This window comes from Kitasatospora sp. NPDC004799 (assembly GCF_040609095.1).
Taxonomy (GTDB): domain Bacteria; phylum Actinomycetota; class Actinomycetes; order Streptomycetales; family Streptomycetaceae; genus Kitasatospora.
This window is the reverse complement of sequence record NZ_JBEXJK010000137.1, coordinates 1-19,197: the sequence shown is the minus strand read 5'-3', so window position 1 is coordinate 19,197 and position 19,197 is coordinate 1. Positions and strand designations below refer to the sequence as shown.

At 75.2% G+C, this 19,197-nt stretch carries 19 protein-coding genes; 14 read left to right on the top strand and 5 right to left on the bottom strand.

The features are described from left to right. The first annotated feature begins 78 nt into the window (after window positions 1-78). The 8 genes from ABZW03_RS18960 (at window position 79) to ABZW03_RS18925 (ending at window position 7,416) form a co-directional block, all read left to right on the top strand. The gene (locus ABZW03_RS18960) at window positions 79-2,700 is read left to right on the top strand and encodes a DEAD/DEAH box helicase (protein WP_355259156.1); all 2,622 of its coding nucleotides are present in this window, start codon (window positions 79-81) and stop codon (window positions 2,698-2,700) included. After that, window positions 2,697-2,900 carry a hypothetical protein gene (locus tag ABZW03_RS18955; protein WP_355259153.1) on the top strand — a complete coding sequence of 68 codons (204 nt, stop codon included), beginning with the start codon at window positions 2,697-2,699 and terminating at the stop codon, window positions 2,898-2,900. Before ABZW03_RS18960 ends, ABZW03_RS18955 begins: the two co-directional genes overlap by 4 nt. Before the next feature lie 33 nt (window positions 2,901-2,933). Next, window positions 2,934-3,896, top strand: a complete 963-nt coding sequence (locus tag ABZW03_RS18950) for an RNA polymerase sigma-70 factor (RefSeq protein ID WP_355259150.1) — start codon at window positions 2,934-2,936, stop codon at window positions 3,894-3,896. 34 nt (window positions 3,897-3,930) lie between these two features. Then, entirely contained in the window at window positions 3,931-5,028 is a 1,098-nt protein-coding gene (locus ABZW03_RS18945; protein ID WP_355259147.1) for a MerR family transcriptional regulator, read from the top strand. A gap of 47 nt (window positions 5,029-5,075) precedes the next feature. After that, on the top strand, window positions 5,076-5,888 hold the full coding sequence (locus ABZW03_RS18940; protein WP_355259144.1) for an alpha/beta hydrolase: 813 nt from the start codon (window positions 5,076-5,078) through the stop codon (window positions 5,886-5,888). 134 nt (window positions 5,889-6,022) lie between these two features. Next, window positions 6,023-6,430, top strand: a complete 408-nt coding sequence (locus ABZW03_RS18935; protein ID WP_355259141.1) for a helix-turn-helix transcriptional regulator — start codon at window positions 6,023-6,025, stop codon at window positions 6,428-6,430. A gap of 2 nt (window positions 6,431-6,432) precedes the next feature. Next, window positions 6,433-6,945, top strand: a complete 513-nt coding sequence (locus tag ABZW03_RS18930; protein WP_355259138.1) for a hypothetical protein — start codon at window positions 6,433-6,435, stop codon at window positions 6,943-6,945. A gap of 117 nt (window positions 6,946-7,062) precedes the next feature. Continuing rightward, window positions 7,063-7,416 (top strand): DUF2516 family protein, encoded by a 354-nt coding sequence (locus ABZW03_RS18925; protein WP_355259135.1) that lies wholly within the window; start codon window positions 7,063-7,065, stop codon window positions 7,414-7,416. Window positions 7,417-7,544: 128 nt separating this feature from the next. On the opposite strand, the gene ABZW03_RS18920 is transcribed toward ABZW03_RS18925, so the two are convergent. Both ABZW03_RS18920 and ABZW03_RS18915 read right to left on the bottom strand, forming a co-directional pair. Then, the gene (locus ABZW03_RS18920; RefSeq protein WP_355259132.1) at window positions 7,545-9,038 is read right to left on the bottom strand and encodes a SpoIIE family protein phosphatase; all 1,494 of its coding nucleotides are present in this window, start codon (window positions 9,036-9,038) and stop codon (window positions 7,545-7,547) included. Between the two features lie 269 nt (window positions 9,039-9,307). Further along, the gene (locus ABZW03_RS18915; RefSeq protein WP_355259129.1) at window positions 9,308-10,141 is read right to left on the bottom strand and encodes a class I SAM-dependent methyltransferase; all 834 of its coding nucleotides are present in this window, start codon (window positions 10,139-10,141) and stop codon (window positions 9,308-9,310) included. 213 nt (window positions 10,142-10,354) lie between these two features. Between ABZW03_RS18915 and mshA the strand changes: the two genes are divergently transcribed. Then, the gene (gene mshA / locus ABZW03_RS18910) at window positions 10,355-11,728 is read left to right on the top strand and encodes a D-inositol-3-phosphate glycosyltransferase (RefSeq protein ID WP_355259126.1); all 1,374 of its coding nucleotides are present in this window, start codon (window positions 10,355-10,357) and stop codon (window positions 11,726-11,728) included. A 78-nt stretch (window positions 11,729-11,806) separates the two neighbouring features. Next, entirely contained in the window at window positions 11,807-12,352 is a 546-nt protein-coding gene (locus ABZW03_RS18905; protein WP_355259123.1) for a YbjN domain-containing protein, read from the top strand. A gap of 9 nt (window positions 12,353-12,361) precedes the next feature. Here the strand turns inward: ABZW03_RS18905 and ABZW03_RS18900 are convergent, their stop codons facing one another. After that, on the bottom strand, window positions 12,362-13,696 hold the full coding sequence (locus tag ABZW03_RS18900; RefSeq protein ID WP_355259120.1) for an MFS transporter: 1,335 nt from the start codon (window positions 13,694-13,696) through the stop codon (window positions 12,362-12,364). A gap of 150 nt (window positions 13,697-13,846) precedes the next feature. Between ABZW03_RS18900 and ABZW03_RS18895 the strand changes: the two genes are divergently transcribed. Next, complete coding sequence (locus ABZW03_RS18895; protein ID WP_355259118.1) at window positions 13,847-14,605, top strand: phosphoglyceromutase; 759 nt, start codon at window positions 13,847-13,849, stop codon at window positions 14,603-14,605. Between the two features lie 274 nt (window positions 14,606-14,879). Next, complete coding sequence (locus ABZW03_RS18890) at window positions 14,880-15,476, top strand: lytic polysaccharide monooxygenase (RefSeq protein WP_355259116.1); 597 nt, start codon at window positions 14,880-14,882, stop codon at window positions 15,474-15,476. 129 nt (window positions 15,477-15,605) lie between these two features. Here the strand turns inward: ABZW03_RS18890 and ABZW03_RS18885 are convergent, their stop codons facing one another. Continuing rightward, window positions 15,606-15,785, bottom strand: a complete 180-nt coding sequence (locus tag ABZW03_RS18885; protein WP_355259113.1) for a hypothetical protein — start codon at window positions 15,783-15,785, stop codon at window positions 15,606-15,608. 222 nt (window positions 15,786-16,007) lie between these two features. Beyond that, window positions 16,008-16,697 (bottom strand): phosphate signaling complex protein PhoU, encoded by a 690-nt coding sequence (phoU, locus tag ABZW03_RS18880; RefSeq protein ID WP_355259110.1) that lies wholly within the window; start codon window positions 16,695-16,697, stop codon window positions 16,008-16,010. A 307-nt stretch (window positions 16,698-17,004) separates the two neighbouring features. On the opposite strand from phoU, the gene ABZW03_RS18875 reads away from it, so the two are divergent. Continuing rightward, the gene (locus tag ABZW03_RS18875; protein ID WP_355259107.1) at window positions 17,005-18,411 is read left to right on the top strand and encodes an ATP-binding protein; all 1,407 of its coding nucleotides are present in this window, start codon (window positions 17,005-17,007) and stop codon (window positions 18,409-18,411) included. A 2-nt stretch (window positions 18,412-18,413) separates the two neighbouring features. Then, window positions 18,414-19,109: a response regulator transcription factor gene (locus tag ABZW03_RS18870; protein WP_188296603.1), complete on the top strand. Its 696-nt coding sequence runs from the start codon at window positions 18,414-18,416 to the stop codon at window positions 19,107-19,109. The last annotated feature ends 88 nt before the right edge of the window (window positions 19,110-19,197 follow it).

Below are 19,197 nucleotides of genomic sequence, written 5' to 3'. Positions count from 1 at the left end.
CCGGACGCGTTCAGCTGCCAGTAGCGGCCCCGGCGTCCGTCGAGCAGTACCGCCCCGGATTCGATGGGGGTGAGGGTGATGTCGGCCGCCGCCCTGGCCGCGGGCTGCCCGCCCGTCCTGCTGGGGGAGTGGCCGCACGGGCCCGGCGGCGGCGCCGCGCTGCTGGACGCCGCGCTGGGCGCCCTGGTGGACGCCGAGGCCCGCGCCGCGCTGGCGGACACGCCCTTCCCGCCGCCCGGCCGGGGCGGGGCCGTCGCCGAGCGCTGGCTGCACGCCCTCACCACCCCCGACGGCGGGTTCGACGGCGCCCCGCCCGGGGAGGTCGCCGAACTGCGCCGCCGGCTCGGCGCCTGGTACGCCGCGGCCGAGCCCGTCGACCCGGCCGTGCGGCTCTGCTTCCGGCTGGTCGAGCCGCTCGGCCCGGGCCCGGACGACCCCGAGGGCCGCCCGTCCGACGACGCCTGGCAGCTGGAGTTCCTGCTCCAGGCCGTGGACGAGCCCTCCCTGCTGGTCCGGGCCGCCGACCTGCACGAGGGCGGCGCCGCCCGTGCCGCGCTCGCCCGCAAGGCCGCCGACCCGGTCGACGTCCTGGTCGCCGAACTCGCCCGCGCCGCCCACCGCTGGCCCGCCCTGGACGGGCTGCGCCACCGCTCCCGCCCGGCCGCCCTGCCGCTCGACCGGGCCGGTGCGCTGGACTTCCTGCGCACCGCCGCGCCCGCCCTCGCCGAGGGCGGCTTCGGGGTGCTGCTGCCCGCCTGGTGGCGGCGCCGTCCCCGGCTCGGGCTCGCCCTGCGCGCCACCACCCCGCCCGCGCCCGGCTCGCTCGCGGCCGGCAGCCAGGTGGACCGGGACGCCGTGGTCGCCTTCCGCTGGCAGGCCGCGCTCGGCCCGGAGGGGGAGCCGCTCAGTGCACGGGAACTGGCCGAACTCGCCGCTGCCAAACAGGGGTTGGTCCGGGTGCGCGGCACCTGGCTGGAGGCCGACCCGGCCCAGATCGCCGCCGCGCTCGCCTTCCTCGCCGACCGGCGCGACGGCGTGCTCGCCGCCACCGAGCTGCTGCGGCTCGCCCTCGACCCGGAGGCGACGGTCGCCGGGCTGCCGGTCACCTCGGTGCGCGCGGACGGACCGCTCGGCGACCTGCTCGCCGGGCGGGCCGGCGCGGCACCGGCGCCGGAGCTGCCGCCGGACTTCCGGGCCGTGCTGCGCCCCTACCAGGAACGCGGGCTGGCCTGGCTGCGGACCATGTCCGGGCTCGGCCTCGGCGCCGTGCTGGCCGACGACATGGGCCTGGGCAAGACCGTCCAGACCCTCGCCCTGCTCGCCTCCGAGAAGGCCGCCGAGCGGGCCGCCGAGCGGGCTTCCGAGCAGGCTGCCGAGAGAGCCTCCGAACGCTCCGGGGGCGCCGCCGGCCCCACCCTGCTGGTCTGCCCGATGTCCCTGGTCGGCAACTGGCAGCGCGAGGCCGAGCGCTTCGCCCCGGGCCTGCGGCGGTACGTCCACCACGGCGCCGGCCGCCTCGGCGCGGAGCAGCTCGCCGCCGCCGTACGGGGCGTGGACCTGGTCGTCACCACCTACGGGCTGGTCCAGCGCGACCTCGCCGCGCTGCGCGCGATCCGCTGGCGCCGGGTGGTCGCCGACGAGGCCCAGCACATCAAGAACACCGGCACCGCGCAGTCCCGGGCGATCCGCGCGCTGCCCGTCACCCGGCACCGGATCGCGCTCACCGGCACCCCGGTGGAGAACCGGCTCGCCGAACTGCACGCCGTCCTGGACTTCGCCAACCCCGGCCTGCTCGGCCCCGCCGAGCGCTTCAAGGAGCGCTACGCGATCCCGGTCGAGCTGCACCGCAGCCCCGAGCGCACCGCCGAACTCCGGCGCCGCACCGCCCCGTTCGTGCTCCGCCGGCTCAAGTCCGACCCGGCGGTGGCGGCCGAGCTGCCCGCCAAGCAGGAGATGACCGTCTGGTGCAACCTCACCGCCGAGCAGGCCGGCCTCTACCAGGCCGTGGTCACCGACCTGCTGCGGCGGGTCGAGGGCATCCGGGGCGTGGAGCGGCGCGGCACGGTGCTGGCCGCGATCGGCAAGCTCAAGCAGGTCTGCAACCACCCGGCCCAACTGCTGCACGACGGCTCGGCGGTGGGCGGGCGCTCGGGCAAGGTCGCCCGGCTGGCCGAACTGCTGGAGGAGGCGCTGGCCGAGGGCGACCGGACGCTGGTCTTCACCCAGTACGCCGAGTTCGGCGCGATGCTCCGCCCGTACCTGGAGCGCCGGCTCGGCGAGGAGGTGCTCTACCTGCACGGCGGCCTGGCCCGGGCGCGCCGCGAGGAGCTCGTCGAGCGCTTCCAGTCCCCGGGCGGGCCACGGGTGTTCCTGCTCTCGCTGCGGGCCGGCGGCACCGGCCTCAACCTGACCGCCGCCAACCAGGTGATCCACCTGGACCGTTGGTGGAACCCGGCGGTCGAGGAGCAGGCCACCGACCGCGCCTTCCGGATCGGCCAGCGCCGGGACGTCCAGGTCCGCCGGCTGGTCTGCGTCGGCACCGTCGAGGAGCGGATCGACGAACTCCTCGCCGCCAAAAGGTCGTTGGCCGAGACGGTGGTGGGGGAGGGGGAGCACTGGCTCACCGACCTGCCGGTCGGGGCACTGCGCGAACTGGTCGCCCTCACCCGGGAGGACGCCGTGGCCGAGGAGGACGCATGACCGACGAGCCCAGACCGCCCGCGGTCAACGTCGCCGCCTACTGGCGCGGCGACTTCACCCTGCGCCCGGCCCCGACGGCGGAGGAGGCGGACGGCCCGGACGAGCCCTCGCTGCGCCGCCTCGGCCGCTCCGGCATCACCGTGCACGGCCGCGACCTCGCCGCCGTGCTCGGCCCCGCGTACGAGGCCTTCCGGGGCTGAGCGCGGGGGCTACCGTGCGGTAGCGTCGCGCGGGTGACCGACACCCACGCGACCGGGCCCACCGGCGGTGCCCGGCCGGCCGATGCCCGGCTGGCCGACTTCGAGCGGTACCGGCGGACGGTCTTCGGCATCGCCTACCGGATGCTCGGCAGCGTCGCCGACGCCGAGGACCTGGTCCAGGACACCTGGCTGCGCTGGAGCGGCGTCACCGGCCCGGTCGCCAGCCCCGGCGGCTTCCTGGCCCGTACGGTCACCAACCTCGCGCTCAACAAGCTGGACTCGGCCGCGGTCCGCCGCGAGTCCTACGTCGGCCCCTGGCTGCCCGAGCCACTGGTCACCGAGCCCGATGCGACCGACGGCGTCGAGCGGGCCGAGACCGTCTCGGTCGCCCTGCTGGTGGTGCTGGAGAGCCTGTCCCCGCTGGAGCGGGCGGTGTTCGTGCTCAAGGAGGCCTTCGGCTTCTCCTACCAGGAGATCGCCGAGGCCCTGGACCGCACCGAGGCCGCCTGCCGCCAGGTCGGCAGCCGGGCCCGGGCGCACGTGCGCGCCCGCCGGCCGCGCTACGACGCCCCGCCCGAGCTGCGCCGCCGGGCCACCGACGAGTTCCTGGCAGCCTGCGTCGGCGGCGACCTCAACCGGATGCTGGAGCTGCTCGCCCCCGACGTCGTCAGCTGGACGGACGGCGGCGGGGTGATCCGCGCCGCGCTGCGGCCGGTCGTCGGCGCCGAGAAGGTCGCCCGTTTCGTCCTCGGGGTGCTCCACCAACTCGGCGAGGGGGCCGGCGCCCGCCCGGTCCTGGTCAACGGCGAGCCCGGCGTGCTGGTCACCGTGGACGGGACGGTCGACTCCGTCTCGGTGTTCGAGTTCGCGGAGCAGCCCGACGGCGGCGTGCGGATCTCCGGGATCCGCGGCGTCCGCAACCCGCACAAGCTGGGCCACCTGGCGCACCTGAGCTCTCCTCCCGGTGACGGCACCGACCGGTCCGACCGGGCTTGACCCTCGACCAGGTCGAGCCCGCAGAGTCACCGGCATGGAGAGCGAGCTGCACAGCATCGGCGAACTGGCCCGCGCCAGCGGCCTGGGCGTCGGCACCCTGCGCTACTACGACGGCGCCGAGGTGCTCACCCCCGCCTGGGTCGATCCGCAGACCGGCTACCGCTGGTACCGGCCCGGCCAGCTCGCCGACGCCCGGCTGCTGGCCCGGTTGCGCCGGGTCGGCCTGCCACTGGCCGGCATCCGCGCCGTGCTCGGCGCCGAACCGGGCAGCGGCGAGGCCCGGCAGGTGCTCGACGCGCACCTGCGCCGGCTGGAGGACGGCCTGGCCGACGCCCGCCGCGAGCTCTCCCTGATCCACGCGATGATCGACCAGAGGGAGCAACCGATGACCACCACCCCCGCCGGACTCCGGCTCACCGTACGGGCCGAGGGCCTCGCGGCCGCCCTGGACGCGGTCCGCTTCGCGGTCGGCGCGGACCCGGAGCAGCCCTCGCTCGCCGGTGTGCTCTTCGAGCCGGACGGACCGTTGCTGCGCCTGGTCGCCACCGACCGCTACCGGATGGCCCTCGCCGAGGTGCCGGCCACCGGCGACGCCCCCGACGGGCCGGTGGCCGGCACGGTCGTCCCGACCGCGCTGGTGGACGCGCTGCGCGCGCTGCTCGGCGCGGGGGCGGCCGAGGTGGTGCTCACCCTCGGCGGCGGGCTGGTCCGGGCCGAGGCCGGGGAGCACCGGGTCGAGGGCGCCGCGCTCGACTTCGACTACCCCGACCACCGGGTCGTCACCCGGCTCGAACCCGAGCACCGGATCACCCTGCCCGCCGCCGAACTGCGCGCCGCCGTGGCGACCGGTGCCACCCGCACCCTGCCCTCCGGCCCGGACGGCGCCGACTGCGAGGTCACCGTGCTGACCCTGAGCGGGGACGGCCGGCTGACGGTCGCCGACGGCCCGGCCCCCGAGGGCTACCGACTGGCCGTCAACCGGGACTACCTGCTCGACGCGCTCGACGCCGGGCGGCCCGAGCAGCTGGTCCTCGAACTCGGCGGCCCGATCGCCCCGTTGGCCGTCCGCACGCCCGGTCGGACGGGCACCTTCTCGGTGCTGATGCCGATCCGGCTGCCCGAGTCCGGCTGACCGGCCGGGGCGGTGGGGCTCGTGCGGTGCTCTGAAAGGATCACCGCATGAGCCCGCACACCGATCCCCCCGCCTCCGAGGTCCACGTCCCCGCTCCCGGCGGCGGCCTGCTGTGGGCGGAGCGCCGCGGCACCGGCAGCCCGGTCGTGCTGCTGCACGGCTCCGGCATGGACTCCCGGCTGTGGGACGCCGTCGCCCCCGCGCTCTCCCGGCACCACGACGTGATCCGCTACGACGCCCGCGGCCTCGGCCGCTCCAGCGCGCCGGAGCGGGCCTTCGACGACGTCGCGGACCTGGGCGCCGTCCTGGACCACTTCGGTCTGCGCGGCGCCGCGCTGGTCGGCCTGAGCATGGGCGGGGAGACCGCGCTGGACTTCGCCCTCGCCCACCCCGACCGGGTCGCCGCGCTCGGTCTGGTCGGCGCCTCGGTCTCCGGCCACGACTGGCCGCCGTCGCCGGAGACCGCCGCGTACGCCGAGGCCCGGCGGCGCGGCGACGCGGCCGCGTTGGCCGAGCTGGAGCTCTCGCTCTGGGCCGCCATGGGCCGCGGCGCGCCGGGCGGGGAGCTGATCGCGGCGATGGTGGCGGAGAACGCGGCCCGTCGGATCGTCAGCGAGCACCACCTCGCGGGCGCCCCGGCCCGCGCGGCCGAGCCACGTCTCGGCACCGTCACCGCACCCACCCTGGTCGTGCACGGCGACCGCGACCACCCGGAGATCGCGGCGATCGCAGAGCGGCTGGCCGCCGACATCCCCGGTGCCCGCGGCCACCTCGTCCCGGACGCCGACCACTACCTCCCGCTGCGCACTCCCGAACGGCTCACCGAGCTCCTCCTCGCCCACCTGGCCCACCTGACCTGACCCGCCCGGGTCCGGCTCGGCGCTCGGCCCGTCCGGCCACCACGGCCCGACTTCCCCCGCCCCACCGGGCGCGCGCGTTTGCTCCCGCTAGCACCCTGCTTGCAAAAGCAAGCAGGGTGCTGCAGGCTGTCCGCATGGCCTCACTGAACGTCGGCTCGCTGGGCGAGTACATCCGCGAGCAGCGCCGCAACGCCCAGTACTCGCTGCGGCAGCTGGCGGAGGCCGCCGGCGTGTCCAACCCGTACCTCAGCCAGATCGAGCGCGGGCTGCGCAAGCCGAGCGCGGAGATCCTCCAGCAGATCGCCAAGGCGCTGCGGATCTCGGCGGAGACGCTGTACGTCCAGGCCGGGATCCTGGAGGAGCGGCGGGGCGAGGGCCTGGAACTGCGGGCCTCGATCCTGGGCGATCCGCTGATCAACGAGCGGCAGAAGCAGGCGCTGCTCGCGGTCTACGACGCCTTCCTCAAGGAGAACGCCACGTCGGCGTCCGCTTCGACGGCCGACGGCCCAGCCACCCAGAACACCCACCGGGAGGACCGGTAACCATGCCCATCACCGACGAGATCAAGAAGACCCTCAGCGACCCGACCCCGCTGTACGCCCTGGCCGGCGCCGGGGACCTCGCCTACGAGAAGCTGCGCGAGGTGCCGGGCCGGGTCGAGGCGCTGGCGGCGGACCGCAAGGGCGCGCAGGAGAAGGCCACCGCCAAGCTCCAGGAGGCGCAGTCGCTGCTGACCGGGGCCCAGGCCAAGGTCGCCGAGACCGTCACCACCCTGCCGACCGACCTCAAGGCCCTGCAGGAGCGGGCCCAGGGCTTCGCCCTGCAGCAGGTGGCCCGCGCGGTCGAGCTGGCGGTGAAGGCCAAGGAGACGTACGACGAGCTGGCCGAGCGCGGCAAGGTCGTGGTGGACAAGGCCCGCCCGGGCACGTCGGACGCGTCGGACGGGGCCGGGCGGCTCGAGCCGGCCGAGGCCGAGCCGGTCGCGGATGGCGGCGCCGAGCCCGCCCCGAAGAAGTCCGCCCGGGCCCGCAAGGACGCCGCCGACGCCGCGGAGTGACCGGGTGCCCCGCGGGGCACATCAGGTGACCGTGGGACGTTGACCCCGTTGCGGACGGTCGTCGTGCCAGGATGGACGGCGGTCGCAGCGCCGGAGTCCAGAGCAGAGGAGATCGAAATGGTCGGAGTGTTGCAGATTCTGGCCTTTTCCTACCTGAATCCGATCTGGTGGGCGACCATCGCCATCCTCGGCTACAAGCTGTTCGCCCTGGTCGACGCGGCCACCCGCCGGGAGGACGCCTACCGGGCGGCCGACAAGAAGACCAAGGGCTTCTGGGTCGCCATCCTGGCGATCTCCTTCGGCTGGGACTTCCTGTTCGGGGTGAACTTCTTCACCGGCATCGGCACCCTGGCCGGCCTGGTGGCCTCGATCGTGTACGTGGTGGACGTCCGCCCGGCGATCCGGGCGCTGACCGGCGGCAGTGGCGGCCGGGGCGGCCGGAGCAACACCGGGCCGTACGGCCCCTGGTAGGCCGCGACAGCGGACCGGGCGACGGCCCGGGCGGGTGAACTCCCCGCCCGGGCCGCCGTGTTGTCCGCCGTCGCGCCGTCGCGCCGTCGCGCCGCCCGGCCGCCGGACCGTCGGCCGAGGAGCAGCCGTCAGCCGAGGATCAGCTGCACCGGGCTGCGCTCCAGCAGCAGCACCGCGACGTCGTCGGTCAGCGCGCCGCCGTTCAGCTCCTCGACCTCCGCGATCGCGCTGTCGACCAGCCGCCCCCGGGTCAGCCCGGCGGCCTGGTGGTCGCCGATCAGGTCCGCGAGCCCGTCCTGGCCCAGTCGGCGGGACCCGGCCCCGACCCGTCCCTCGATCAGTCCGTCGGTGTAGAGCAACAGCCGCCAGCCGGCCCGCAGTTCGACCTCGTGGGCGGGCCAGGCGGCCTGCCCGTCGTGGCACGGCAGCAGGCCGAGCGCGGGCCCGGCGAGGTCGGCGGGCAGGGTGATCGGCTCGTGGTCCCGGCCGAGCAGCAGCGGCGCCGGGTGCCCGGCGAGGTAGAGCCGGGCCCGCTCGCCGGTGCCGAGCGGGTCGGGCCCGCCGTCGGCGCCCCCGGGCTCGATGACCAGCATGCAGAGCGTCGCGAAGATCTCGTCGCTGCGCCGCTCGTGCTCCAGCACGTGCTGGAGGGTGGTGAGCAGGGCCTCGCCGGTGAGCCCGGCGAAGACCAGGGTGCGCCACGCTATCCGGAGCGCGACGCCGAGCGCGGCCTCGTCCGGGCCGTGGCCGCAGACGTCGCCGATCACGACGTGCACGGCGCCGTCGTCGGTGCGCACGGCGTCGTAGAAGTCGCCGCCGAGCAGCGCGCGGCGGCGGCCGGGGCGGTAGCGCCGGGTGAAGGAGAGCCCGGCGCCGTCGAGCAGCGGGGTGGGCAGCAGGTGGCGCTGCAGGCGGGCGTTCTCCTGGCCGCGCAACTCGGCCTCGACCAGGCGCCGCTGGGACTCGTCGGCGCGCTTGCGCTCGACGGCGTAGCGCAGGGCTCGGGCGAGCAGCGGGCCGTCCGTCTCGTGCTTGAGCAGGAAGTCCTGGGCGCCGGCCGCGACCGCGGCCGCGCCGAGTTCGGCCCCGGCGGCGTCGGTGAGCACCACGACCGGGGTGTGCGGCGCCCGGCGGAGCAGCTCGTGCAGGCCCTCCAGCCCGTCCGAGGTGTCGGAGGGGTGCGGCAGGTCGGCGGGTGCGGCGAGGTCGAGCAGCACGCAGCCGAACTCGGGGGTGCGGGAGCGCCCGCGCCGGGCCCAGGGGGCGGGCGGGGCGAGCAGCTCGGTGGCCTGGTCCAGGCCGCGGGCCCAGTGGATCTCGATCGAGGTGCCGCTGTCGGCCACCGCGGCCTTGATCAGCTGGGCGTCCGAGGCGTCGTCCTCGATGACCAGCAGCCGCAGGGGCGTGTCGTCGGCCGGCCCGTCCGCCGCCGGGCCGCCCGGGTCGGAGACGTGCGACGGGTGGGAGGCGAGCGCGGCCCGCGAGCGGGGGTGGGGTATCGGGGGAGTCGCCGTGGCTGGTCCGGTCGTGGTGTGGTTACGGGCATGGCCGACGGGGGCGCCGTCATGGGCGCCCGGCAGGTCCGCGGCAGCAGGTGCCCGCCCGTCTCCCGTTGCGGGCATCGGTGGTTCCTCCCTTTCCCCGACTGCGTAACGGTCGGCGTCCGTCCGCAGTGCCCGCCTGGCACCGTGCGTCAGGGAACTTCTCGCGACCATAACGTGATCTCCGGGGATTTATCCGGCCGACCGGCGCCGTTGTGGCTATTGCCACGCCGGTGGCGGTGCGGTGACCGGACCCGGACGACGACCGGCTCCCGGCCCGGCGCCCTCCGCGTCGCTTCCGTGTCGACAGCGCCCCGCCGCCACGGCGCGAGGTCGACGGTGCCCCGCCGCTACGGCGCGAGCGCCGACCAGGGCACCGTGACCTCGCCCTGCCGCCACCGCCCGCGCGCGTCCACCAGCGGCCAGCTGCCCGCCAGCGCCGTGCAGGCCGCCACCCAGCGCTGCCGCGCCCCGAACGCCCCGTACGGCGCGGCCGCCGCCCAGGCCCGGTCGAAGTCGGTCAGGAAGGCGTGCACCGGCCGCCCCGGCACGTTGTGGTGGATCAGCGCCTTCGGCAGTCGCTCGGCCAGGTCGGAGGGCTGGCCCAGGCCGCCCAGGCGGGCCGCGAAGGTCACCGTCCGGGGCCCCTCCGGGCCGAGCGCGACCCACACGTGCCGCCGCCCGATCTCGTCGCAGGTGCCCTCGACCAGCAGCCCGTCCGGGGCGAGCCGCGCGCACAGCCGCTCCCACACCCCGGCCACCGCCGACTCGTCGTACTGCCGCAGCACGTTCGCCGCCCGGATCAGCTGGGCCGGCGCGCCGCCGTCCAGCGGCACCTCGAAGCCCCCGCGCCGGAAGGTGAGCAGCGGCGGCTGGGCGTACGGCAGCGCGGCGGCGACCCGCTCCGGCTCGATCTCGATCCCGACCACCCGGACGTCCGGCCGCACCGTGCGCAGCCGTCCGGCCAGCTCGACGGCGGTCCACGGCGCGGCGCCGTAGCCGAGGTCCACCGCGACCGGCGGGCGCCCGGCGGCGCGCAGCGTACGGCCGAGGGCGTGGGCGATCCAGCGGTCCATCCGGCGCAGCCGGTTGGTGTTGGTGGTGCCCCGGGTGACCGTCCCCACCGGGCGCCCGGGCCGTCCGCGGGCGGGCGCGGCGGGAGCGGGGTCGAAGGAGGCAGCCATGCCCAGAAGGGTAGTCGGGCCGTCGGCGGTACCGTGCTGACCTGCGGCGACGGCGGCTGCCCGGGCCGGTCGGCCGGGGCGGGAATGCCGGACGCGGTCCGGGTGGTTGCCACACTGTTGGTGATGTGTGCCCGGACGGGGCAGCGCACACCGGACAACGGGCGGCCCGGCGCGGACCGCCTCGACGGGCCGCACAGAGGAGGCTTCAGCCAGGTGATCCAGCACCCCGTCCGTTCGGTACGCCGTGCCCAGCCCGCCGCCCCCGCACGCGGCCGGCTCCAGTCGCTCGTTCCCGGCCGCCGCCGCCCGCGCCGGATAGCGATGCTGAGCGTCCACACCTCGCCGCTGCACCAGCCCGGCACCGGGGACGCCGGCGGGATGAACGTGTACATCGTCGAGCTGGCCAAGCGCCTGGCCGAGCTCGACATCGAGGTCGAGGTGTTCACCCGGTCGATCTCCTCGGACGACGCGCCGACGGTCGAGCTGGCCCCGGGCGTGCTGGTCCGCCACGTCACCGCCGGGCCTTACGAGGGCCTGGTCAAGGAGGACCTGCCGGCCCAGCTGTGCGCCTTCACCCACGCGGTGCTGCGGACGGAGGCGGGCCACCGCCCCGGCCACTACGACCTGGTGCACTCGCACTACTGGCTCTCCGGGCAGGTCGGCTGGCTGGCCGCGCAGCGCTGGGGGGTGCCGCTGGTGCACACCATGCACACCATGGCGAAGGTCAAGAACGCCGCGCTGGCCGAGGGCGACACGCCCGAGCCCGCGGCCCGGGTGATCGGTGAGACCCAGGTGGTGGAGGCGGCCGACCGGCTGATCGCCAACACCACCGAGGAGGCCGCCGAGCTGGCGCTGCACTACGCCGCCCGGCCGGACCAGCTGGCCGTCGTCCACCCCGGGGTCAACCTGGACGTCTTCCGCCCCGGCGGGCCGGGGACGCCGGCCGCCGCGCGGGCCCGGCTGGGCCTGCCGCAGGACGCCGCGGTGCTGCTGTTCGCCGGCCGGATCCAGCCGCTGAAGGCCCCGGACGTGCTGCTGCGGGCGGTCGCCGCGCTGCTGGCCCGCCGCCCGGAGCTGCGCGAGCACCTGGTGGTGCCGGTGGTCGGCGGGCCGTCCGGCACCGGGCTGGCCCGGCCGGAGAGCCTGCACAAGCTCGCCGCCCAGCTGGGCATCTGCGACGTGGTGCGGTTCCACCCGCCGGTCGGCCAGCCGCAGCTCGCGGACTGGTACCGGGCGGCGACGGCGCTGGTGATGCCCTCGTACAGCGAGTCCTTCGGCCTGGTCGCGCTGGAGGCGCAGGCCTGCGGCACCCCGGTGGTGGCGGCCGCGGTCGGCGGCCTGCCGGTCGCGGTGCGGGACGGCGAGACCGGCACCCTGGTGCCGGGCCACGACCCGCTGGACTGGTCGTACGCGCTGGAGCCGTACGTCACCGACCGGGCCCTGGTGGCCCGGCGCGACGCGGCGGCGGCCCGGCACGCGGCCGGCTTCGGCTGGGACACCGCCGCCGCGACCACCGCCGAGGTGTACGCCGGCAGCATGGCCCGCCCGGCGGGCCGGCTGGCCACGGCCCGTCGCCGGCTGGCCTGAGCACCGCGCCGGTACCGGCCGGACGTCCGGGCCGGTCCGGGCTGCGCCCGCCCGGTACCGGCGAGTAACGTCACCCCCATGGCAATCCGCACCAAGGACGAGGCCCTGACCCTCCTGCGCACCGCCCTGGACGAGGCCGGGGTGGCCTGGGAGCCGGCCGCCGCCGACCCGTACACCCTGGTGGCGGCCCTCCCGGGCACCCGCAAGCTGAGCACCGCCTGCGCCCTGCGGGTCGGCGACCACACCCTGTCGGTGAACGCCTTCGTGATCCGCCGTCCGGACGAGAACCACGAGGCCGTCTACCGCTGGCTGCTGGAGCGCAACACCCGGATGTACGGCCTCGGGTACGCGGTCGACGCGCTCGGCGACGTCTACCTGGCCGGCCGGCTGCCGCTGGAGGCGCTCACCCCGCAGGTCGTGGACCGGCTGCTCGGCACGGTGCTGGAGAACGCGGACGAGCCGTTCAACACCCTGCTGGAGCTGGGCTTCGCCACGGCGATCCGGCGCGAGTGGGAGTGGCGGACCAAGCGCGGGGAGTCCACCCGCAACCTGGCCGCCTTCGCCCACCTGTCCGCGCCGCAGGAGCCGGCAGCGCCCGCTCCGGACGCCCCGACGGCCGGCTGACCCGCCCGGTCAGGGGCCCGTCGGAGCCTTCGCAGCGGACTCGACCGCGGGCGCCGGGGCCGTCGGCGCGGGCGCCGCGACCTCCGTGGCCTCCGCGACCACGGGCGACCGGCGCCCCGCCGCGCCGGTCCGCCGGGCCAGCGCGACGTACCCGAGCGCGGTGACCGTCCCGACCGCCCCGCAGGCCGTCCAGAGCACCACCGGCCCGGCGTACTGGAGCAGCAGCCCGCCGCCCGCCGGGCCGAGGAACGAGGCGAGCGACCAGGAGAGGCTGTGCACGCCCTGGTAGCGGCCGCGTCCGTGGGTCGGCGCCAGCTCGGCGACCAGGCCCATCATCACCGGCGTGTTGAGGATCTCGCCGACCGTCCAGACCGTCACCGAGAGCGCGAACAGCCAGGCCGAGGACCCGGCCAGCGCGGCCAGCCCGAAGCCCCAGCCGGTGAGCAGGCAGCTGGTGATCAGCAGCCCGGTCCGCGAGCGGCCCTCCATCCACCGGGTGAGCGGGATCTGCAGGACCACGATCAGCAGCCCGTTCAGGCCGATGACCAGGCCGTACTCGGTGGAGGTGATGCCGGCGGCGCCCATGTCCACGGCCAGCGTGGTGCTGCCCTGCTGGAAGACCAGCGCGAGCAGCAGGGTCAGCCCGACCAGCGCCATGAACGGGGCGTCCCGGAACACCGAGAGCAGGCTGACCGGCGGCTCGGCGGCGCCGTCCGCCGGGTCGGGGGAGGCCTCCGGCCGGGTCTCCGGGATCCGGATGAAGATCACCACCGCGCAGACCAGGGTGGTGAGCGCGTCCAGCAGGAAGAGCGTGAGGTAGCCGTGGGTGGCGATCAGGCCGGCCACGGCGGCGGAGAGGCCGAAGCCGATGTTGATCGCCCAGTAGTTCAGCGAGTACGCGCGGACCCGGTCCTCGGACGGCACCAGGTCGGCGATGATCGCCGAGGTGGGCGGCCGGGTCGCGTTGTTGCACAGGCCCACCAGGAAGGCCACCACGGCGATCGCCACCTGGCCGTCCGCGAAGCCGAGCACGGCGGTGAACAGCGCGGTGCCGAGCTGGGCGGCGAGCAGCGTGGGGCGGCGGCCGATCCGGTCGGTCAGCACGCCCGCGACGATCGACGCGACGGCCGAACCGAGCCCGAACAGCGAGGCCACCAGGCCCGCGTAGGAGGCCGAGTAGCCCCGGTCGACGGTCAGGTACAGTGCCAGGAAGGTGACCACGAACGCGCCGAGCTTGTTCACCAGGGTGCTCACCCAGAGCCACCAGAACTGCCGCGGCAGCCCGCCCACCGTCTCGTGCACGAGTCTTCGGATCCGGGGGTTGGTGACCAGGGCGACGAGCATGTGGGGGCTCCCGAGGGCAGGCGTCCGCCGAGCGGTGCGGCAGACCCCCCTCAGCCGACGCATGTAAGTGTCAGATGCGCGCAGCACACATTACACATGGCCCGAAGGTCCCCACCAGGGGTTTTTCCGGCCCCCACTAAGCTGGGGGCCATGGCTGACACGACGTACCGACTCATCCTGCTCCGCCACGGCGAGAGCCAGTGGAACCAGAAGAACCTGTTCACCGGTTGGGTCGATGTCGACCTCAACGAGAAGGGCGAGAAGGAGGCCGCCCGCGGCGGCGAGCTCCTGGCGGCCGAGGGCCTGCTCCCCGACGTGCTGCACACCTCGCTGCTGCGCCGCGCGATCCGCACCTCGCAGATCGCCCTGGACAAGGCCGACCGGCACTGGATCCCGGTCAGCCGCAGCTGGCGGCTGAACGAGCGCCACTACGGTGCGCTCCAGGGCAAGGACAAGGCCCAGACCCTGGCCGAGTTCGGCGAGGAGCAGTTCCAGCTGTGGCGCCGCTCGTACGACACCCCGCCGCCGGTGCTGGCCGACGACGCCGAGTACTCGCAGGCCGGCGACGCCCGCTACGCCGAGATCCCGAGCGAGCTGCGTCCGCGCACCGAGTGCCTGAAGGACGTCGTCGAGCGGATGCTCCCGTACTGGTACGACGCCATCGTCCCGGACCTCGCCGCCGGCCGGACCGTCCTGGTCACCGCCCACGGCAACAGCCTGCGCGCGCTGGTCAAGCACCTCGACGGCATCTCCGACGAGGCCATCGCCGGCCTGAACATCCCGACCGGCATCCCGCTGGTCTACGAGCTGGACGCCGACTTCAAGCCCGTCGTCAAGGGCGGCCGCTACCTCGACCCGGACGCCGCCGCGGCCGCCATCGAGGCCGTCAAGAACCAGGGCAAGAAGTAAGCCGCTTGCCGACACGGCCCCTGATCCGCCCGTACGGCGCGGATCAGGGGCCGTCGTTCGTTTTCGGTCGGTTCGGGGCCAACCCGCTTGTCCGACAGGGGAGTTGGGTAGGTCGGAAAATGGTTCAGACCATTGACGGCCCAGGCGGCGACTCCTACCGTGAGGGCACCGGACCGGCGCAGGCACGCCCGGATCTCCCCGTCCGGGCCGCCGCACCCCCACGCGCGCGTCTGCGCCCCGGCGCACACTCCATCCACCCCCACGGAGGAGCACCATGCGCACACGCCACATCGTCGGGGCGGCCGTCGCCGCGCTGGCGATCCCGTTGACCCTGGCCTTCCCGGCCTCGTCCCACGGCTGGATCTCGACCCCGCCCAGTCGGGCCGCGCTCTGCGACAGCCACGTGGACGGCGTGCCGTGGGACTGCGGCGACATCCAGTGGGAGCCGCAGAGCGTCGAGGGGACCAAGGGCTTCCCGGCCCTCGGGCCCTCGGACGGCACCATCTGCGCCGGCGGCAACCCGCGCTTCGCCGAGCTGGACGACCCGCACGGGGGCGCCTGGCCGACCACGCCGGTGGCGGCGGGCCGGCCGCTCACCTTCACCTGGACGTTCACCGCCCGGCACGCGACCGCCGACTTCCGGTACTACCTGACCAAGCCCGGCTACGACGCGAGCCAGCCGGTCACCCGGGCCAACCTGGACCTGACGCCCTTCCTGACCGTCCCGTACGGCGGGAAGCAGGTGCCGAGCACGCTCAGCCACACCGCGACCGTGCCGGGCGGGCGCACCGGCCACCACGTGGTCGTCGCGGTCTGGAACATCTCCGACACCGGGAACGCCTTCTACTCCTGCTCCGACGTCCGGTTCTGACCCGGACGGGCACGCGGGGAGCGCCCACGCGGGGACGCCCGCGGGCCCCCGCCGGACCGGACGCGGGAACGCACGAGGGGCACGGCCGCCGACGGCCGTGCCCCTCCGGGCTTGCGGACGGTGGCCCGCTCAGTGGCCGCCGCAGCAGCCGCCGTCGACGCCGCCGCACTGGCAGGGCGCACCGGACTGGCAGCCGCAGCCGCAGCCCGGGCCGCAACCGCAGCCGGCGGCGAGGACGGGGAGCAGCTTCGGGGCGGTTGGCTCGACGGTGTCGTGGGCGGTTGCCGGTCGGGTCGGGTTGGCCTTCATCGAGCTTCCCTCCTAGTGACGGGCACAGTCCTGTGCCCCCACTGTCGAGTGAAACCGCCGAACGGAGGGAGCGTCAACGGGCGCGCAGAGGTGGGGCGCACGGAGACCCGTGCGCCCGCACCACCCTCGTCGCAGGTTTACTCACCCCTCGGGGTGAGCCGGTACCGGCTGTGCCGCAGCCGGCCGCGCCGGTACCGGCAGTGCCGCGACCGGCCCCGCCGGTCAGTCGGTCGGCGCGGCCTCGGCGGCCTCGGCAGCGGCCACGAACTCGGCCACGTGCTCGCCCGTCACCAGGTACACCACGCGCTTGGCCACCGACACCGCGTGGTCCGCGAAGCGCTCGTAGTAGCGCCCGACCAGGGTGATGTCGACGGCGGTCTCGATGCCGTGGTGCCAGCGCTCGTCGATCAGGTGCGACAGCAGCTCGCGGTGCAGGGTGTCGATCGCGTCGTCGTCCTGCTCCAGCTCCAGCGCCTTGTCGACGTCCTTGGTGGCGATGACCAGGCCGGCCTTGGCCACCAGGCGCTGGGCGAGCTGGCCCATCTCCAGGACGGTGGAGTGCAGGTCGCGCGGCACGGCGGTGTCGGGGTAGCGCATCCGCGCGACCTTGGCGACGTGCCGGGCGAGGTCGCCGCAGCGCTCCAGATCGGCGCTCATCCGCAGCGAGGTGACGACGATGCGCAGGTCGGTGGCGACCGGCTGCTGGCGGGCCAGCAGGTCGATGGCCCGGTTCTCCAGCTCGTGGTGCAGCTCGTTGATCTTCTCGTCGGCGGCGATCACGCTCTCCGCCAGCGCCAGGTCCGCGTCGAGGAGGGCGGTGGTGGCGCGGCCCAGGGCGGAGCCGACCAGCCGGGCCATCTCGACCAGGCTGTCGCCGATCGCATCGAGTTCCTCGTGGTACGCGTCGCGCATGTTCTCTCCTCAGTAGCTGTGTCGGTGGCGGTGCCGACCGGTCAGCCCGTCCGACCATCGTTCCGGTGTCCGGGTGACCGCTGCTGGTGGCGCGCATCGTACGCGCACACCCGAGCCGGTGGGCCGTTGTTCGGCACACCGGTCTCTCCCACACGGGCTGCCTGGCCAACTTTCCGCCGTCCGGGCGACGGTGCACGGCCGCTCCGGTGAATCGGCGGCCACCTGAAGGTGAATTCTCGGCAACGCGTGGTCGATGCCTTGATCCAACGCTTGGGGAGTGCCCTGGCCGTGCGCTTACGCTGGCCACATGGACGTGAACGTGGCCGCCGCCGCTGCCTGTGCCATAGCCGGGCTCGGCGTCGGCCTCACCGCCTCCATCGCCTTCCGCTGGAGCGAGCGCGAGCAGGCCAAGGGCAGGTACGGGACCGGCGGCAGGAACCCCGGCCGGCACCAGTCCCTGGGCACCGGCAACCCCGAGCCGCCGCTGCCGCCCGGGGTCGACACCGTACTCTCCGTGCTCCGCTCCTGCGCGATCGTGCTGGGCGAGGGCGACGAGGTGGTCAAGGCCAGCTCGGCGGCGTACGCGATGGGCCTGGTGCGCGGCGGCGCCGTCGCCGTGGACCAGATGCTCGCGCTGGCCCGCGCCACCCGCCGGGACGGCGAGATCCGGCAGGTCGAGCTGGAGGTGCCCCGGCCGGGCGCGGCCCGCGCGGCGGAGCCGCTCGCGGTCTCCGTCCGGGTGGCCCCGCTGGGCTCCCGGCTGGTGCTGGTGCTGGTCGAGGACCAGACCGACCGGCGCCGGGTGGAGGCCGTCCGCCGGGACTTCGTGGCCAACGTCAGCCACGAGCTCAAGACCCCGGTCGGCGCCCTGTCGCTGCTCTCCGAGGCGGTCGTCGACGCGTCCGACGACCCGGAGGCGGTGCAGCGCTTCGCCGGCCGGATGCAGGTCGAGGCGGCCCGGCTGGCCAGCCTGGTCCAGGAGATCATCGACCTCTCCCGGGTCCAGGACGACCGGCTGATGGTCGACCCGGAGCCGGTCGCGGTGGACGAGCTGATCGCCGAGGCGATCGACCGCTGCCGCCAGCAGGCCGCCGCCAAGCAGATCCTGATCGCGGCGGGCGGCATCGCCGGCCTCTACCTGCACGGCAACCGCGGCCAGCTCGCCGCCGCGCTCGGCAACCTGGTCGAGAACGCCGTCAACTACAGCCCGCCCCGCACCCGGGTGGCCATCGCCACCCGGCGGATCTCCAGCGCCGCGGCGCTCGGGGAGGCGGACGGCGAGCTCATCGAGATCTCGGTCACCGACCAGGGCATCGGCATCTCCGAGAAGGACCGCGAGCGGGTCTTCGAGCGGTTCTACCGCGTCGACCCCGCCCGCTCCCGGGCCACCGGCGGCACCGGCCTGGGCCTGTCCATCGTCAAGCACGTCGCGGCCTCGCACGGCGGCACCGTCTCGGTGTGGAGCGTCGAGGGCCAGGGTTCGACCTTCACCGTCCGCCTGCCCGCCGGGCAGGCACCGGGGGAGGACGAGCCCGACGACGAGCCCGACGACGAGTTCGGCGACGAGCCGGACCACGTGCCGGACGGCGGCCCCGCCGGACCCGCCGCCGCACCCCGAACCCTCACCACGGACCGCACGGACCGTTCGCTCCCCGCCGGGGAGCGGGAACAACACCTGTCAGACACAACCCCTCAGCTTGCCCCGGAGGCCTGATCGTGACCCGAGTACTGGTGGTCGAGGACGAGGAGTCGTTCAGCGACGCCCTCTCGTACATGCTCCGCAAGGAGGGCTTCGAGGTGGCCGTCGCCGCCACCGGCCCCGACGCCCTGGAGCAGTTCGAACGCAACGGCGCGGACCTCGTCCTGCTCGACCTGATGCTGCCGGGCCTGCCCGGCACCGAGGTCTGCCGCCAGCTCCGGGTGCGCTCCAACGTCCCGGTGATCATGGTGACCGCCAAGGACAGCGAGATCGACAAGGTCGTCGGTCTGGAGATAGGCGCTGACGACTACGTCACCAAGCCGTACTCCACCCGCGAGCTGGTCGCGCGGATCCGCGCGGTGCTGCGCCGCCGCGGCGAGGACGGCGGCGCGGGCGACAACGGCAGCGGCCCGGGCGCCCTGGAGGCGGGCCCGGTCCGGATGGACGTGGACCGCCACGTGGTGACCGTGGACGGCGCCAAGGTCGACCTGCCGCTCAAGGAGTTCGACCTGCTGGAGATGCTGCTGCGCAACGCGGGCCGGGTGCTCACCCGGATGCAGCTGATCGACCGGGTGTGGGGCGCGGACTACGTCGGCGACACCAAGACCCTGGACGTCCACGTGAAGCGCCTGCGGGCCAAGATCGAGCCGGACCCGGGCGCGCCGCGCTACCTGGTCACCGTCCGCGGCCTGGGCTACAAGTTCGAGCCGTAAACCGTCCCGACCACGCGGAAGGCCCCCGCCGGCAGCCGGCGGGGGCCTTCGCGTCGCTCCGGCGGGCCCGGGCGGGCCCGCCGTCGGC